We start from the raw sequence: 17,442 nt of genomic DNA on the forward strand, positions 1-17,442 counted from the left end.
AATTAAATGATGGATACTATATTGCAAATGTAGCGCATAAACGTTATGATTATTTTTTAAAGACACACCCTAGAGTAGGAACTGTCGAGATAGAACATATAAAGGGAGGCTAATTTAAATTGAGTAAGATAATTGGAGAAGGAACACAGCCATTGATATGTACTCCACTAGTGGGAAGAAATCAAGAAATTGTATTAGCTGAATTAGCAAATGTTTTAGAAAAAAAACCAGATATTATTGAATGGCGTGCCGATTTCTTTGAAGCTATCGCCAATACTGATGAAGTAGTTGCCTTAGCAAATACAATCAAAGAGATTGCGGGCGATTTAACGATTATCTTTACGATTCGTTCTATTCGGGAAGGCGGTCAAACCATTCCACTGTCAGATAGTGAAGCGATGGAACTAAATGCAGCCATCTGCACGAATACAAGTGTAGAATATGTGGATTGCGAATTGAGTAATCTGCCAGAACACTTTCAGCAGTTATGCAAAGTAGCACGGGAAAATAGCACGAAAATAATTGCATCCTTCCATAATTTTAATTGTACGCCAAGTAAAGAAAGCTTAGAAGAAAGGTTTACACAAGCAGAAGAATATGGTGCTGATGTTGCAAAAGTGGCAGTTATGCCAAAAACATTAGAAGATGTTCTTACGCTATTGAGTGCAACCTTAGAAGCAAAAAATAAGTTGAAGATTCCTGTAATTAGTATGTCAATGGGAGAGCTTGGTGCCGTAACTCGCCTGTTTGGAGGAGTTTTTGGCTCAACTGTTAGTTTTGCAGTAGGTCAAAGCAGCTCTGCACCTGGGCAAGTGCCGATTGAAGATTTAAATACAGTGTTCCATATTGTAAAAAAATCCATGGGGATGTAGGTAATTTTAAAAAGAACTACATATATTAGCACATTATTTAGATGCAACGGCAGATTCATGTTAGCCTTAGGTGTAATAACTTCTTAATAAACACAATGTATAGATCGATGTACAATGTGCTTATTAAGAAGTTATTTTATTTATGTAATTTGAAATAAAGTAGCTATCTTTCAAACAAAAATTATTGTACATCTATAATTTTACAAAAGTATATTCCGATAGGACGTTTGTTTTTTAAAATGATAAAATAATAACAAATTATTAATGTTATCATTGCTTTTTGATAGATGCTTGACAATTGTTGTTTAGTTGGTATAATGAAAATAGTATTATGTTGAGCGGAGGCTATTATAATGATTACATTCTTAACTAAGAGATTTGGAAACCAATATTTTAGTTTTTTTAGTTGGGGCTATTTTTATAGTGCTGGCTATTTTGGGATGTATCAAATGAATAGACTGTTAAATGAGAGCTTAAACACGAGCAGGTAAGTATAAAACTGTTTTGTGATAGAAATAAGACTCGTTAGAGTCTTATTTTTTGTTTTATGGTATTAGGAGTTATAAAGGCTGTAAGTGAAAAAACATAAGTCATTATGAAGCACAAAGATAACAATGCTGCTTCCGCGGCATACAAAGGAGAATATTAAAGATAAATAGAATCCTTTCTTGTCCTATATTTTTTGATTTGTCATTGCGAGTATGCATTGCAATCTTTTGTTTGTTAAGAGATTGCTTACTCTGTTTGCAATGACAAAAGGACGAGAAACGTTTTTCTGATAAAAAATAGTAGGCGGTGTATTGTAATGAAATTTCATAATAATGTTGTGTTGATTGGTATGCCGGGTAGTGGTAAGACGTCTCTGGGTTCGATTATTGCAGAACGATTAGAGATTGATTTTTATGATATTGACCAGTATATACAGGAAAAAGAGAATAAGACTATTTCTGAGCTTTTTTTATTAGGAGAGTCACACTTTCGTCAGATTGAAAGCAATGCTGTTCGTGAAGTTAGCAGCAAGAAACCGATTGTTATTGCTACTGGAGGAGGTGTAGTGACTCGTCCTGAGAATATAGCTGTATTACAGCAAAAAGGCACTATCTTTTATATTGACCGACCAATCGAAATGATAATAGAAACGATTGACGCTGCAGCTCGTCCGTTGCTGGAAGATAATGTGAAGAGAATTTACAGCTTATACGAACAGAGAAAGCATTTATATGAGGGGTGTTGTCATTATCGAATTACCAACGGTTTGTCATTACATTCTGCAGTAGACCAGATTCTACAAGTAATTGCAAAAAGCCAGGATAGTGAGCAAATAGCCATTTCTGACTAACCTGACTTATTAGATATGATGAATATGAAATAGAAACTTTTAAATTAAAATCAGCGTCTAAGGTAAATACCTAGACGCTGATTTTTTGTGATTTCAAAAAATCAAAGGATATTAAAATTTAAGTTATCTATAATACATCCCAAATAGCCATTGCAGCTGCGGCTTCGATAACAGGTACCGCACGATGGACAATACAAGGATCGTGACGACCTTCCACTGTAATAGAGACATTTTCACCCTTTGCATTCACAGTGTTCTGCTCTAAAGAAATGGAGGGGGTTGGTTTTATGGCTACACGAAAAATAAGAGGCATGCCATTGGAGATTCCTCCTAAGATTCCTCCATTGTGATTAGTGGAGGTTACAACCAGATTGTCTTTACTATACATCGCATCATTGGCCTGGCTGCCGCGCATCTGGGCAAAAGTAAACCCGGCACCGAATTCCACACCTTTAACGGCAGGAATAGAAAATAACAGATGTGCCAATGTGCTTTCTAGGGAATCAAAGAAAGGATCACCCAGACCGACAGGCAGGTGTATGACAGCTGCTTCAATAATACCGCCGACAGAATCTCCCGCAGTCTTGGCTGAGAGAATGCATCGTTGCATTGATTCGCCCGCAGCAGGGTCAAGTACAGGGAATGATTTTGCTTTTAATTGTTCTAGTATTGTCTGGTCAATCGTAACCGCATCAAATTGAGATTCTGAAATAGAAGCGATACGCTGGATATGAGAGCCAATATGAATATTTTGTTGTCTCAAAAGCTGCTTAGCAATTGCACCGGCGAATACGAGAGGGGCTGTAAGGCGGCCGGAGAAGTGCCCACCGCCTCGCAAGTCATTAAAGTGCTTATACTTTATAGAGCCAGTATAATCCGCATGTCCAGGACGAAATTTCCAAGCTAAGGATTCATAATCAGCAGACCTTTGATCTTTATTTTCAATAATGGAACAAAGTGGGCTTCCTGTTGTTTTACCATTTAAAAAGCCACTCCAAATCGTAAATGCGTCTTTTTCATTACGTGCTGTTGATAAGGGACTTTTTCCAGGGGCGCGACGCTCTAGCTCCCGGGTTACTTCTGCTAAGTCAATTTCGAAACCGGGCGGTAGTCCGTCAATGGTAATACCGATCCCCTTTCCGTGACTTTCACCAAAAATAGTATACTGGACCTTTTTACCCCATGAGCCACTCATTTGTTAACCTCCTGAAGTGTAAAATTAGATAGTGCGATTTTCAATTTTAGCAATCTGCGTTAAGAACCCCATTAATGAGGCGAAACGTTCAGGTGTAATAGATTGTGGTCCATCGCAGCTTGCATTAGCAGGATCATTGTGTACTTCAATAATCAATCCATCAGCACCGACGGCAATGGATGCCTTTGAAAGGGCCTCTACCATCCACCATTTTCCCGCAGCATGACTAGGATCAATAATAACAGGAAGATGGCTTAATTTCTTTATGGCGAGTACGGCACTTAAGTCTAGAGTATTACGGGTATAGGTTTCAAAAGTGCGAATGCCTCTTTCGCATAAAATAACATTGTCGTTACCTTCAGCCATAATATACTCTGCTGACATAAGTAATTCTTCAATGGTAGCACATAATCCTCGTTTTAATAAAATTGGTTTATTAGTTTGTCCTACCGCTTTCAACAGGTCAAAGTTTTGCATATTTCTTGCACCAATTTGAATAATGTCAACATCTTCAACGAATTTATCCAGTTTGCTTACGGACATAATCTCAGAGACAATTGGCAGCCCTGTTTCTGCTCTGGCAATTTTCAATAATTCCAGTCCTTCTTCCTTTAAGCCTTGGAAACTATAAGGTGATGTTCTTGGTTTGTAAGCTCCGCCACGCAAGAAGCCAGCGCCTGCTGCTTTGACTTGATTCGCTACAGACAAAATTTGACTCTCGCTTTCAACTGAGCAAGGACCAGCAATAATTGTTAATTTATTACCGCCGATGGTTTGATTTCCAATTGGAATGACTGTATCTTCTGGATGAAAGACTCGATTGGCCTTCTTATAAGGTTCCTGTACGGATAATACTTTTTCTACATAGTTTTTACTTGCCAGCTTATCTTTATCAAGTTTATGAGTGCTGCCAACTACGCCGATAATCGTCTGAAATTCTCCATACGTAGGCCAAGCACTGCAGCCGCCTTTTTCTAATTCTGCCTTTAACTCTTCAATTTGCTCTGTTGTTACAGAAGGATGTAATACGATAACCATAATAAATACCCCCTATTATTTTACTTTTATAACTTAAAATTGGATCTTTAGTGATGAATAAGCGCGACTAACTTCTGCTTGTAGAATGATGAAAGTTTTAGAGCGGTTAGCCATCGGGTAAAAAAAATAAGACTCAAATGAGTCTTGTAGAGATGGTGGAAATAAATTGTCCTTAGCGGATTGCTGCTAGTTGACATTTCCATCTATAATGCTCATTGAAAAACCATATATTCACTTTTTCCCATCCGAAAAAGTCGAAGCTAAAAAAGTAGCTCCAACCAAAAAAGTAAAAATATTGTTTTTGTTCAATAGCTTTATAGGTTAGATGTGTCATAAAAAACATCCTCCGATAATACTTGATTTTCCAGTAACTGTTTTCCATTATATCAAAGTATTGAAAAGTGTCAAGCAATAGTTTTAAATTTAAAATAAAATAGATAAATGTTACATATTAATTATAGAATAAAAACATTTGTACAATGAGAAAAAACAAAAATAAAAAAACTCTTGACAGCATAGCAAAATTTGAATAAAATGTGCCTTAATAGAATGTGTAATCCGCTATGAGCAGGAGAAGTACATATACGAACTTTGGATCAGCGAGTCGGTGACCAGGCAACTGGAGGTGTGATGACCGACCCAAAGAGTCTATGGAATGGGCCTGTGAGCTGCTCACTGAACGCAATACGTCAGTAGGATGAGTCGGTTGCCCCCGTTATTGGGCTAGGGTATCAGATGTAATATCTCGTACCTGAGTAGAGGGAAAGCATTAGCTTTCTAAATTAGGGTGGTATCGCGAATCATTTCGCCCCTTTCAGGGGTGGAGTGATTTTTTTTATTTTTATAGGCTTATTTATAAGGAGGAATGGCTATGTTCAAGGAGTTTTTGGCTCAAGTAGTGGCGGGAGAAAATTTATCGCGAGAAGATGCACAATTGTCCATGGATATCATTATGTCTGGGGGCGGGACTGAGGCACAGATTGGTGCTTTTATTACAGCATTACGGATAAAGGGTGAAACCATTGATGAAATTGCTGGTTTTGCCCAGACCATGCGCAATCATTCATTAAAGGTACAATTTAGCAGCAGGGAAATGATTGATACCTGTGGTACGGGCGGGGATAAAACAGGTACCTTCAATGTATCTACAGCGGTAGCTTTTGTGGTAGCAGGTGCTGGGCTTGTTGTAGCTAAACATGGCAATCATGGTTTATCCAGTTCTTGCGGCAGTGCAGATGTTCTTAATGCTTTGGGAGTTTCAATGAATTTACCGCCTCAAGGAGTACGTAAATCCATTGAAATAACGAAAGTTGGTTTTTTGTATGCTCCTGCTTTTCATAAAGCGATGAAATATGCTGCGAAACCACGCAAAGAATTAGGATTTCGAACTGTTTTTAATATGCTGGGACCATTAACCAATCCTGCAGAGGCTAATTATCAATTAATCGGTGTATATGAGCCTTCTTTAACTCGGAAATTGGCGGAGGCGCTTGCCATGTTAGGCGTAAAGCGGGCCATGGTAGTACATGGTTTGGATGGTCTGGATGAAATATCCACGACTGCACTGACACAGGTAACAGAAGTCAATGGTCAAGAAACTCGAACCTATACGATTGATCCAGCTGTCTACGGGTTTAGTGGTGGTGGCTTAGAAGGTTACCGTGGTGGTACACCAGAGGAAAACGGGAAATTTATTCTGGATATTTTTCAAGGGAAGCTGCTCGGTCCAAAACGTGATATCGTTTTGTTAAATGCTGCTGCTGCCCTGGTAGTCGCTGGTAAAGCAGAGAGCATAAAAGAGGGATTGAATATTGCGGCAAAGAGCATTGACGAGGGAGCTGCCTATTCTAAATTGGAAGAGGTAAGGCGCTTTAGTCAGGAATACAAGGAGGAATTGATATTATCATAAAAATCTGTGGCATCACATCTGTAGAAATAGCCCAAGGGGCTAAAGATCTGGGAGCTGATTTGATTGGCTTTGTGTTTGCAGAAAGTAAGCGCCGCATCGATGTAAAAAAGGCTCATCAAATTGGGCAGGAAGTGAAAGGAATCGGCAAGGCTGGTGTTTTTGTTAATGCGCCTCTTCAGGAAGTACAAGAGATTGCAGCGTATTGTCAGTTAGATTATGTTCAGCTGCATGGCGAAGAGACTTCAGAGTATTGTCAGTCTGTTGGCAGACCCGTTATTAAAGCATTCCGGGTAGCTCCTGGCTTTAATCTAGAAAGAAGTAAGGAGTATACTGCTGATTGGATTCTTTTAGACAGCTTTACCCCTGGGCAATATGGCGGAACGGGAATCACTTTTGACTGGCAGTCGCTGCAGGATTTTACTTCTCAAAGTCATATCCCAGTGATGGTAGCTGGCGGCCTTACTCCTGAAAATGTTGGAACAGCCATTTCTCTATTATCTCCTAATGGGATAGATGTTTCAGGAGGTGTCGAAACCAATGGGATGAAGGATATAAAAAAAATCCAAGAGTTTATGATTGCTGCTCGCAGGGCAGAAGGAGGCAAAGCCAATGTTAAATGAAATTGTAACGAAAAAACGCCGAGAGGTGGCGATACAAAAAAGTAAGAGACCTCTTAGCCAATTTGAAAAGGATATTATAAAAGGAGATTCTCGTTTTCGTGAAAGGATTACAGAAAATTCATGGGCACTTATTGCAGAATGTAAGTTGGCTTCCCCGGCTAAAGGGGAGCTGTGTACTGCATATACAGAATGTGAATTAGCTCAGATCTACACGGCTAATGGCGCAACAGCCCTTTCGATACACACAGATAAACATTTTAAAGGGAAGCTGGAGAATATCAAAATGGTCAAGGCTGTTACTGATTTGCCCATTTTACGCAAAGATTTTATTATTGATGCATACCAGATTTATGAATCCAGATGGGCAGGGGCAGATGCCATATTACTGATTGCAGCAGTGTTAAGTGATGAAGAGATGAACGAGTATCTAGAGGTGGCGGCTATGCTTGGCCTGGATTGCCTGGTAGAGGTTCATACATTGGAGGAACTCCTGCGGGTGCAAAAAACTTCAGCGGTGCTAGTGGGGATTAATAATCGCGATTTGAAGACCTTTACTACTGACATTAGTAATACGTTTGCTTTATTGCCTTATTGCTCTTCGAAGGTTGTACTAATTAGTGAAAGCGGCATCAAAAATCAAGAAGATGCTAAAAGACTGCAAGAGGCAGGAGTAAAAGGAATATTGGTAGGAGAGGGATTGGTTTGTGCTCATGATATTGGTCGGATGACACAGGAAATGGCATTGTGCCAAGGGCAGTGATGCAGCTGAAATAATAAGGAGGAATAGAATATGCCTGATAAAAATGGGAAATTCGGGGAATTTGGTGGCCGATTTGTACCAGAGACGGTGATGCCGGCTTTGATTGAACTGGAAGAACGTTACGAAGCATTAAAGAATGATGCAGCTTTTCAGGAGGAACTGCACTTTTATTTACAGGAGTATGCAGGTCGTCCCACTGCCTTATATTTTGCAAAGAATTTGACAGCACATTATGGACGGGGAAAAATCTACTTAAAACGGGAAGATTTACTGCATACAGGAGCTCATAAAATCAATAATGCTATTGGGCAGGCTCTGCTGGCTCGTCGCATGGGGAAAAAGAAAATTGTGGCTGAGACGGGTGCCGGACAGCATGGTGTAGCTTGCGCTACCGTTGCAGCTCTCTTTGGTCTAGAATGTCGTGTATATATGGGAAAAGAAGATATTGAACGGCAGGCTTTAAATGTATTTCGTATGCGGCTCTTGGGGACCGAGGTAATACCTGTGACGAGTGGCACTGGTACGTTAAAGGATGCTACAAGCGAGGCTATTCGCTACTGGGTAACGAATGTAGAAGATACTCATTATATTATTGGCTCTGTCGTAGGACCTCATCCCTATCCTATGATTGTACGGGATTTTCAAAAGATCATTGGTGAAGAAGTAAAAGAGCAAATCCTGAAATGTAATATAGAAAAATTAAAGTATATTGTTGCTTGTATCGGTGGAGGCAGTAATGCCATGGGAATGTTTTATTCCTTTCGCAACGACAAAGCGATTACTAAAATTGGTGTAGAGGCGGCAGGTAAAGGCATCACTACCAATGAGCATGCGGCATCCTTGACAGAAGGGCGTCCAGGCGTGCTGCACGGAGCATTTAGTTATTTATTGCAAGATAAGGATGGGCAGATCATTGAACCCTATTCCATTTCTGCTGGTCTTGATTATCCTGGCGTTGGTCCCGAACATTCCTTTTTTAAAGATAGTGGAATCGTTGAATATAAAGCAGTCACGGATGAGGAGGCATTGCAAGCATTTAAACGCCTGGCCCGTATAGAAGGGATTATTCCAGCTTTGGAAAGTTCTCATGCATTGGCATATTTAGAAGAAATTATGCCGAAGACGCAATTAGATGAAACGGTAATTGTTTGTCTTTCTGGTCGTGGTGACAAAGATGTAGATATGGCAATAAAAGTAATGGGGGGATTATAATGTCAAATTTGTCGGAAACGTTGCAAGGATTAAAAGCGTCAGGACGCAAGGGGCTTATTGTCTATCTAACAGCTGGTTACCCTGATTATGCCACAACATTAGAAACTGTTTTGGCGATGGAAGCAGAAGGAGCAGACGTGATTGAAATTGGCATTCCTTTTTCTGATCCCATTGCCGATGGACCTGTGATTCAACATGCTGCTACCTTAGCCTTAAAGGCGGGTGCAACTACTGCGAAGTCCATAGAATTAGTTGCCCAAATACGTAAAAACTCTCGTATTCCCTTAGTGGTTATGACCTATGTCAATAGTATATTAGGGTATGGAAAAGAAAAGTTTATTGCTGATTTTGTTAAGGCGGGAATCGATGGGCTTATTGTACCTGATTTACCTCTTGAAGAGGCCGGTTTATTAGAAGATATTTGTAAAAGGCAGGGGATTCCTCTTATTGGGCTTATTGCGCCAACATCGACAGTAGATCGGATCAAATGCATTGCACAAAAGGCGGAGGGTTTCTTATATTGTGTTTCCAATACTGGTGTAACAGGCGGTCAGCATAATAATTATGACCAGATTGGCACCGTGATAAAGGCAGCTCGTCAGGTCAGTCAGATACCTATGGCAATTGGATTTGGAATTGGCAACTCTCAAGGAGCCTCTGCCGCAGCTCGCTATGCTGATGCTGTTATTGTTGGCAGTGCCATTCTTGAGAAACTTACGAATGAGGGAGTTATAGGTGTTCGCAGCTTGGTCAGATCCATTCGTGAAGCGTTAGATGAGGAGGGAAAATAGATGGAAATCATTCCTAGCCTGGCTGATTTTTCTGACTTAGCTAAAGAACATAATCTGATTCCTATCTTTACTGATTTATCTGTTGATCTGGATACTCCAGTGTCCATTTATTCTAAGATCACAGGCGATAACCCTGGATTTATTTTAGAAAGTGCGGATACGAGTAAAGCTTTTGGACGATATTCATTTATTGGAGCGGATCCTTTTATTACGGTATTTGGGAGGAGTAAAAAGACTGAAGTTAGAAAAGGGCAGGATGTTACTACAATTGATGCTCCACCGCTTGTTGCACTGCAAAGGATATTAGGACAGTTCTCTTTTCCTAATATCCCTGAATTACCTCCCTTTAGCGGCGGGGCGGTCGGATATTTTAATTACGAAACCGTTGGTACATGGGAAAAAATTAGAGGGATGAATATTCCTGAAGACGAAATTTTAGGCGAATTTATGTTCTGCCGCATCATTATCGTTATGGATCATCTCACCCATTCAGCAAAATTATTATACCTGGCTAGTATTGAGTCTGGTATCGATATTCCTGCAGAATACGAAAAAGCTGTTGGACATTTGCGTGGCTTAATAAATAAAATACAACAGTCAGTTGCGATAGCTCAAAATACAGATCGTAAGTCAGAAGCGCAAGCAACTCCTGCAGCGGCAGATGATGAAAAAATTAAACAAAATTATTTAGCTATGGTAGAAAAAGCAAAGGAATACATTGCTGCAGGAGATATTTTTCAAGTTGTACTCTCTAAACCCTTTTACCTAAAGACGGCTAAAACCCCTTTTAATTTGTATCGCCGCTTACGTCAAGTCAATCCTTCTCCCTATATGTTTTTTATTAATGTTGGCAATAGACAAATTGTTGGTGCATCACCAGAGATGCTGGTAAAATTAGAAGGCGGGCATGTATTTACTTGTCCCATTGCTGGTACTAGGCCGCGGGGGAAAAACCAGGAAGAGGATGAGAAATTAGCAGCGGAATTAATTGCTGATGAAAAGGAAAGAGCAGAGCATTATATGCTGGTTGATTTAGGGCGTAATGATGTTGGTCGTGTAAGTATGCCAGGGACTGTAAAGGTGAAGCGCATGCTTGAAGTAGAAAAATTTTCTCATGTGATGCACTTGGTTTCTGAGGTATCTGGTGTTCTTAATCCTAAATATACTCCGATGGATGTATTGGCAGCTTGTTTTCCAGCGGGTACCTTAAGTGGCGCACCAAAGGTTCGGGCTATGGAGATTATTCATGAGTTGGAACAATTACCTCGCGGACCTTATGGGGGCGCAGTCGGTTACTTTGACTTTAGAAATAATATGGACACTTGCATCACAATACGTACAATGGTCATTGATGGCGATCGGGTGGGAATCCAAACGGGTGCTGGCATCGTAGCCGACTCAGTGCCGGAAATGGAATATCAGGAGATCTTAAATAAAGCAAAAGTTTTGTTTAAAGTGATTATGGAGGATGAAAATTATGATTTTAATTATTGATAATTATGATTCCTTTACGTATAATATTTATCAATACGTTGCTAGTTTAGGGTATGAAGTAGAAGTTGTCCGTAATGATGCTATTACGGTAGATGAGATTAGGGCAAGAAAATACGACGCCATTATTATTTCACCAGGTCCAGGCACACCTAGTGATGCTGGAATTAGCAAAGAGGTCATCGCAGCCTTTGCTGGTCAATTGCCCATTTTGGGTATCTGTCTTGGTCATCAGGCAATTGGTGAAGTATTTGGCGGGAAGGTAGTGCGTGCTCCTAAGCCTATACATGGTAAGGTGTCAGATGTCTATCATAAAGAGGATGGGATTTACCAAGGCTTGTCTCAGCCTTTTGTTGCAGGGCGCTATCATTCCTTGCTGGTGGAAGAGGAGAGCATACCTGATTGTTTAGAAATAACAGCCAGAACAGCAGACGGTTTGATAATGGGGCTTAGGCACAAAGAATACCCGATTGAAGGCGTGCAATTTCATCCCGAATCGGTGTTGACGCCAGACGGAATGAGGTTGTTTGAACATTTTTTAGATAAGTAGATGAAAGGCACAGGAGGAGCAGCATGGAGCTTAGCAGTTGGTTTGGGAAAGAGGCGATAATAGGTTATCTTGGCCCCCATGGTACGTATAGTGAAGAAGTAGCATTTCGTCTATACAATAAGGAGCAAGTGAGTTTTAAAACCTATTCCAGCATTGATGTGGCCATCAAAGCGGTAGAGTCTGGCGAAGTATCCCAAGGGATTGTTCCTGTGGAAAACTCCCTTGAGGGTTCAGTAAATGTTACGTTGGACATCTTAGCTCATGAAGTTAATTTATATATTAGGAAAGAAGTGATCTGGCCAGTACGACATAATCTCTTGGTCAAAGAGCATTGGGATGATGTTAAGATCATCGTTTCTCATCCCCAGGCCCTGGCCCAGTGTCGCCATAATCTGAGGCGGCTTTATCCCGATGCTGAGCTAAGAGCTATGAATAGTACGGCTGATGCTGCGACTCTTGTTGCTAGTGGTATAGAAAACTATGCAGCTGTAGGGAGTCAAAGTGCTGGTGCTCTTTATAATTTACAAACCATAGCTGGTGATATTCAGGATAGTTCTACCAATTGTACACGTTTTATTGTCTTAGGCGATAGCCCGATAGATACTCATTCTTTGTCAGATCCATGTAAAACTTCTGTTGTTTGCAAAATGAATGGAGAACGTCCAGGTAGTTTATGTGAGATTCTACAGGAATTTTCCACGCGGAATGTTAATCTTACAAGAATCGAATCCAGACCTGCACGGACTGGCATGGGAAATTACATCTTTTTCTTTGATATGGACGGTAGTATAGAAAATAATAGTGTTCGCAGTGCAGTAGAGGCTGTAAAAGAAAAGAGCCTATGGTTTAAGAGTTTTGGTTCATATCCTATATGTACGTTGTAGGAAAGGATTAGAGGGGATACATATGCAATATAGTATTGTCAATACAGATTATGAATTACAATTATGTTTAGCCTTACGTCGGAAAGTATTTGTGATCGAGCAAGGCATTCCAGTTGATCTTGAAATTGATCATTATGATGCTGCTCCTCATGAATGTGTACATGGGCTGATTATCGCTGAGGATGGGGAAGCGGCGGCTACAGGGCGGTTAATATCCTACGGAGAAAATAGCGGCAAACTGCAGCGTATTGCTGTACGTAAAGAAATGCGTGGCAGTGGAGTAGGGCGAGAAATTGTGAATTTGTTAGAACAACAGGCAATTGCTGGTCATTTTTCTAATGTGCTGCTGGACGCCCAATGCAGTGCAGAAGCATTTTATACTAACTTGGGTTATGTGACCTTATCGGTGGAACCGTTTTTAGACGCTGGTATCTGGCATGTTAGAATGAAAAAGGATTTAACAGCACATTATATAAGATAATCTATTTAATTTTAGAGGGAATTTATCGATAATCTTGAAATAATAATCATATATATAATAACCATTTAAGATTATCGATAGGAGATAGATATGGTGGACATGGCGAAGCATTTAATTTTTGATTCTGCGATTGGGAGTTTTAAACCAGAGAATATTGTAAATACAGAAGTGAAATGTCCATTTTGCTGTAGAGAGAAGTTAGAGCATGTATTAGCAGAAGATGGTACAATTATACTTTTAAAAAATAAATACCCTGTTTTACGGGATACCTTACAAACGGTCATTATTGAAACCGATCAATGCCACTCGGAACTGTCTCTTTATCCGAAAGAACATTTGCATAAATTATTTCGCTTCAGTATGGAAAAATGGCAAGACATGATAGCAAGCAGAGAATTTGCATCGGTACTCTTTTTTAAGAATCATGGTCCTTTTTCCGGAGGTACGATTCGGCATCCTCATATGCAGATTGTAGGTTTAAGAACGATTGATTATGCTCCGCGGATCCCAGTGGAAACGATGGATGGAACTGTGATTCATCAAAGCAGAGGGGCGGAGTTAAATCTTGCCAAAGAACCGAAAATTGGATTCTGTGAGTTCAATGTGAAGCTAAAAGAGGTATCGGATGTAGACAAGATGGCGGATTATATACAAGTCATAGCGCATTACTTATTGAATCATTTTCACAAGCGCTGTAATAGTTATAATATATTTTTTTATCAGTTAGAAGGTAAAATTTCTGCTAAAATTATGCCTAGGCTTGTTACTTCGCCGATCTTTATTGGTTATTCAATTCCTCAGGTGTCAAGTCGTGGGGAAGAGGTTATCAAAGAGATACAAAAATTATATTTTTAAAGCTAAAAAATAGTAGGATATAAATAAACAAAGGGCTTCTTCACCACGGGGATGAAGAAGCCCTTTGTTTATTTGATTATGCTAGAGGTTAAGAAAGAGATTCTATCACAAAGTTTTTGAATCGTTGAGCGGCTGGGGATAAATAACGTTCTTTTGTCCAGGCGATTCCGATGACCCGCTGGCATTGAGGCTTGGAAACAGGTAGAAAGGATACATTGGTTTTATCTAGACCAAAGACATGGGGAATGAGTGCTACTCCTAATTTAGCTTCGACAAGACCAGCAACGGTCAGAATTTCCTCACCTTCAAAAGTGATAAATGGCTTTAGATTTACTTCTTTAAAGAAATGGTCAGTTAAAATACGTAAGCCATAATCTTTTTTAAACGTAACAATTGGATCAAGGGCAATTTCTTTAAGCTCGATAGATTTTCGCTGGGCAAGTCGGTGGCCGAAAGGAACCACAACAAATAATTCTTCGGTAAAGAGTGGTTCCCACTCCATATAGTCTTTTGTTGTTACAGGAGAACAAAGACATAAATCAACCTCTCCTGCTTCTAGTTGATCTAAGAGGAGAGTGGTAGCATTTTGATAAAGCTTAAATTGTATATTGGGGAATTTGGAGCGGAATTTACTTAAGAGACTTGGTACAAGATTCGAACCAAGAGAGTGAAGAAAGGATAAGGACACGCTGCCATAGTCAGGATGTATTAAATCGTGAATAACTTGTTTTCCTGCATCAATTTCTTGGAGCGATCGTTCTACATACTGCAGAAAGATGACTCCATACCGATTGAGGACAATGTGTTTACCGCGACGTTCAAATAGTGGAAATCCTAGTTCCTCTTCAAGTTTAGCGATAGAACGGCTAAGAGCGGGCTGAGAAATCGATAATTGTTCTGCAGCATGAGTAACGTGCTGTAATTGGGCAACTAATTTAAAGTACTCTAGTTGATGCCATTCCATTGTCTTGACCACCTTTTGTCATGTTTATTTCAATATGTAAGTTAGATGATGCGTTGAAAAATATCTTTATATAATTATAACACATTAATTATATAAAAATGATGCATTGGACAGATGACACTCTGGAGGTTTAATATGATAAAAAGAGAATGATTGTTGATTAGAAGGGATTGTGCGTAGTATGAAGACCTATATACAAAAGAATAGTACGGCATATTGGCGAGGGATATCAGCTATGTTTTTAGGAAGCTTTGTTACGTTTGCTTTGCTTTATTGTATGCAGCCTTTAATTCCAGTTTTTTCGGAAGAGTTTCATATAGCACCAGCTTATGCGAGTTTGTCAATATCTCTTACTACAGGAATTATGGCATTTTTTATGCTATTAGTTTCTTGGTTTTCTGATGCAAAGGGAAGGAAAATCGTGATGGCAATATCGTTATCAGTTTCTGCCATATTAGGGATTATAATTGCTTTTTGCAATAACTTCTCTATATTGCTCATATTACGGATCTTGCAAGGAATCATGCTGGCAGGATTTCCTGCTATTGCTATGGCATACGTAAATGAGGAATTTGATCCTAAAATAGTAGGTATGGTAATGGGGATTTATATTAGTGGCAATTCTGTTGGTGGTTTAGCTGGGCGTATTATGGTTAGTACATTGGCTGATTTTTCTACATGGCATATTGCAGTGGCTGGCATTAGTACAATTGGGCTGCTATTAAGTATTTGGTTTTGGATTGCTTTACCCAAATCCCAGAATTTCTCCCCCAAGAAAAGGGATTTAAGAGAGATGCTTGCTGCTTTGACTAAAAAATTGCAGAATATAGAATTACTCATGCTATATAGTATTAGTTTTTTAATTATGGGGGGATTTGTAACCTTATATAATTATATTGGTTATTCTTTAATGGCTCCGCCTTACAATTTAAGTCAAACTCTGGTTGGCTGTATCTTTATTGTTTATCTGATTGGAACCTTTAGCTCTACGTTTATGGGAAAGCTGGCGGATAGTAATGGCAGTTCAAAAGTGCTGTGTTTGTCCATTGGTATTATGTTGCTAGGTTGTTTGACTACCGTACATGGAAGTCTGTCCATTAAGATTGTGGGTGTAGCGTTATTTACCTTTGGTTTTTTTGGCAGTCATTCTGTTGCAAGCAGTTGGGTAGGGAAATGCGCTCATTCTGACAAAGCGCAGGCTGCTTCTTTATATTTGCTTTTTTTCTATTTGGGCGCTAGTACAATTGGGACAATTGGAGGAAAATTCCTGCTTTGGTATGATTGGGAGGGAGTCGTTATTGTTATTGCTCTTGCCCTAGTACTGGCTTTGATACTTTCCGGTGTCTTATTACTACGGGAAATGCGTTATAAAATATATTCGGCGGCTCAAAGCTGACTTATTTCTCACATGATGATATAATTAGAAAAAAATCCCTGGAAAGGAATTATAATTATGAGTGAGATTATACAGTCCATTGATCAAGAGATCCTTTCATCCTATCGGCAAGGTGACCAGGATCAAGCACTACAGCTGTTTATAAATCAATACCAAGCTAGATTATATGCTTTAGCATATAAAATGCTGGGAAATCATGATGATGCGATGGATGCTTTGCAAGAAATTCTATACCAGGTAAATCGATCTATGCATAATTTTAAGGAAAAGTCCAGTTTATACACTTGGGTGTATCGCTTAGGTTCAAATGTCTGCTTTAATTTTCGCAAAAAAAGGAATCAAACTGCAAATCAGGTAGAATGGGATGAGAGTTTATACCATTCGATGATGTTGCCCATAGAGCAGCCAAATGAAGATCCGGATAGAATGTGTGAGGTTAAGTATAAGCAGTACTTGGTTCAGCAGGCTATTTTAAAATTGCCCGAAAACCAGAGGATTCTCCTTGTTTTACATGATATTGAAGGGATTTCAAGTTCAGAAATTGCACAAATCCTAAATATTAATATCAATGCGGTCAAGTCCCGCCTTCATCGCAGTAGGGCAGCCTTGCGTAATATTATCAGTAAAGGATTCTCCGTTAAAGGAATGGAAGGGGTCGGAACGTTTTCTGTTAATTCTTCTGGTCATTTACGATAAGCTTTACAGTAATTCACAAATGATATCCAGGTATGGAAGACTATCCGGTATGAGGAGGTTTTGCAATCATTGTACTGTATATTCATACATATAAAGAATAAGAAGGCTTTTACTAGTCTTTAGTAAAAGCCTTCTTATTTCTTTACATAAAATATAATTAATTCTTCGTTCCTAATTTTCGTAAACAATATACAAGATTTTCTTTTTTACGATGGAAATTGATGCACTCACAGCATTTACCGTGGCGTTCGCAATCTGCCTTTGGACAGGTACAATTTTGTTCATTACAGCCAGCCATATAAAAAACTCCCTCCCTATGATTCTATTACTATTTTAGTATAAAGGCAGGCGAGAGTAAAACCCTTTATTAAGAGTAGTAAAATAATTCT

Annotated in this window: 17 protein-coding genes and 1 other annotated feature; of the genes, 14 read left to right on the forward strand and 3 right to left on the reverse strand. The window is 39.4% G+C overall.

Annotated elements, in window-relative coordinates:
• Positions 1-119 precede the first annotated feature (119 nt).
• Positions 120-872 (forward strand): type I 3-dehydroquinate dehydratase, encoded by a 753-nt coding sequence (aroD, locus tag FR7_RS09150; protein WP_007936287.1) that lies wholly within the window; start codon positions 120-122, stop codon positions 870-872.
• An 805-nt stretch (positions 873-1,677) separates the two neighbouring features.
• A complete protein-coding gene (locus FR7_RS09155) occupies positions 1,678-2,211 on the forward strand; it encodes a shikimate kinase (protein ID WP_007936291.1) in 534 nt (177 codons plus the stop codon).
• Between the two features lie 127 nt (positions 2,212-2,338).
• Here FR7_RS09155 and aroC read toward each other — a convergent pair whose 3' ends face one another.
• Together aroC and aroF are read right to left on the reverse strand one after the other, a co-directional pair.
• On the reverse strand, positions 2,339-3,406 hold the full coding sequence (aroC, locus tag FR7_RS09160) for a chorismate synthase (protein ID WP_007936293.1): 1,068 nt from the start codon (positions 3,404-3,406) through the stop codon (positions 2,339-2,341).
• 24 nt (positions 3,407-3,430) lie between these two features.
• Positions 3,431-4,444 (reverse strand): 3-deoxy-7-phosphoheptulonate synthase, encoded by a 1,014-nt coding sequence (gene aroF / locus FR7_RS09165; protein ID WP_007936295.1) that lies wholly within the window; start codon positions 4,442-4,444, stop codon positions 3,431-3,433.
• A 554-nt stretch (positions 4,445-4,998) separates the two neighbouring features.
• Positions 4,999-5,260, forward strand: a binding site (T-box leader).
• A gap of 55 nt (positions 5,261-5,315) precedes the next feature.
• Between aroF and trpD the strand changes: the two genes are divergently transcribed.
• The 10 genes from trpD (at position 5,316) to FR7_RS09215 (ending at position 13,997) form a co-directional block, all read left to right on the forward strand.
• Positions 5,316-6,353, forward strand: a complete 1,038-nt coding sequence (gene trpD, locus FR7_RS09170) for an anthranilate phosphoribosyltransferase (RefSeq protein ID WP_007936299.1) — start codon at positions 5,316-5,318, stop codon at positions 6,351-6,353.
• Between the two features lie 47 nt (positions 6,354-6,400).
• Complete coding sequence (locus FR7_RS09175; protein ID WP_337453696.1) at positions 6,401-6,973, forward strand: phosphoribosylanthranilate isomerase; 573 nt, start codon at positions 6,401-6,403, stop codon at positions 6,971-6,973.
• Positions 6,963-7,733: an indole-3-glycerol phosphate synthase TrpC gene (gene trpC, locus FR7_RS09180; protein ID WP_007936302.1), complete on the forward strand. Its 771-nt coding sequence runs from the start codon at positions 6,963-6,965 to the stop codon at positions 7,731-7,733. Before FR7_RS09175 ends, trpC begins: the two co-directional genes overlap by 11 nt.
• 30 nt (positions 7,734-7,763) lie before the next feature.
• Positions 7,764-8,945 carry a tryptophan synthase subunit beta gene (gene trpB / locus FR7_RS09185; protein WP_007936307.1) on the forward strand — a complete coding sequence of 394 codons (1,182 nt, stop codon included), beginning with the start codon at positions 7,764-7,766 and terminating at the stop codon, positions 8,943-8,945.
• Entirely contained in the window at positions 8,945-9,736 is a 792-nt protein-coding gene (gene trpA, locus FR7_RS09190; RefSeq protein WP_007936309.1) for a tryptophan synthase subunit alpha, read from the forward strand. Before trpB ends, trpA begins: the two co-directional genes overlap by 1 nt.
• A complete protein-coding gene (gene trpE / locus FR7_RS09195) occupies positions 9,737-11,230 on the forward strand; it encodes an anthranilate synthase component I (protein ID WP_007936311.1) in 1,494 nt (497 codons plus the stop codon).
• Entirely contained in the window at positions 11,214-11,777 is a 564-nt protein-coding gene (locus tag FR7_RS09200) for an anthranilate synthase component II (RefSeq protein ID WP_007936313.1), read from the forward strand. Before trpE ends, FR7_RS09200 begins: the two co-directional genes overlap by 17 nt.
• Before the next feature lie 23 nt (positions 11,778-11,800).
• Positions 11,801-12,661: a prephenate dehydratase gene (gene pheA, locus FR7_RS09205; protein ID WP_007936315.1), complete on the forward strand. Its 861-nt coding sequence runs from the start codon at positions 11,801-11,803 to the stop codon at positions 12,659-12,661.
• A gap of 22 nt (positions 12,662-12,683) precedes the next feature.
• Positions 12,684-13,142, forward strand: a complete 459-nt coding sequence (locus tag FR7_RS09210) for a GNAT family N-acetyltransferase (RefSeq protein ID WP_007936317.1) — start codon at positions 12,684-12,686, stop codon at positions 13,140-13,142.
• A 90-nt stretch (positions 13,143-13,232) separates the two neighbouring features.
• Positions 13,233-13,997, forward strand: a complete 765-nt coding sequence (locus FR7_RS09215; RefSeq protein WP_007936319.1) for a DUF4931 domain-containing protein — start codon at positions 13,233-13,235, stop codon at positions 13,995-13,997.
• Positions 13,998-14,085: 88 nt separating this feature from the next.
• On the opposite strand, the gene FR7_RS09220 is transcribed toward FR7_RS09215, so the two are convergent.
• Entirely contained in the window at positions 14,086-14,961 is an 876-nt protein-coding gene (locus FR7_RS09220) for a LysR family transcriptional regulator (RefSeq protein ID WP_007936320.1), read from the reverse strand.
• A 181-nt stretch (positions 14,962-15,142) separates the two neighbouring features.
• Here FR7_RS09220 and FR7_RS09225 point away from each other — a divergent pair, with 181 nt between their 5' ends.
• Together FR7_RS09225 and FR7_RS09230 are read left to right on the forward strand one after the other, a co-directional pair.
• Positions 15,143-16,357, forward strand: a complete 1,215-nt coding sequence (locus tag FR7_RS09225) for an MFS transporter (RefSeq protein ID WP_017531341.1) — start codon at positions 15,143-15,145, stop codon at positions 16,355-16,357.
• 57 nt (positions 16,358-16,414) lie between these two features.
• Positions 16,415-17,053 carry an RNA polymerase sigma factor gene (locus FR7_RS09230; RefSeq protein WP_007936322.1) on the forward strand — a complete coding sequence of 213 codons (639 nt, stop codon included), beginning with the start codon at positions 16,415-16,417 and terminating at the stop codon, positions 17,051-17,053.
• The last annotated feature ends 389 nt before the right edge of the window (positions 17,054-17,442 follow it).

Origin of the sequence: Pelosinus fermentans DSM 17108 (assembly GCF_000271485.2) — a bacterium.
GTDB classification, from domain to species: Bacteria; Bacillota; Negativicutes; order DSM-13327; family DSM-13327; genus Pelosinus; species Pelosinus fermentans.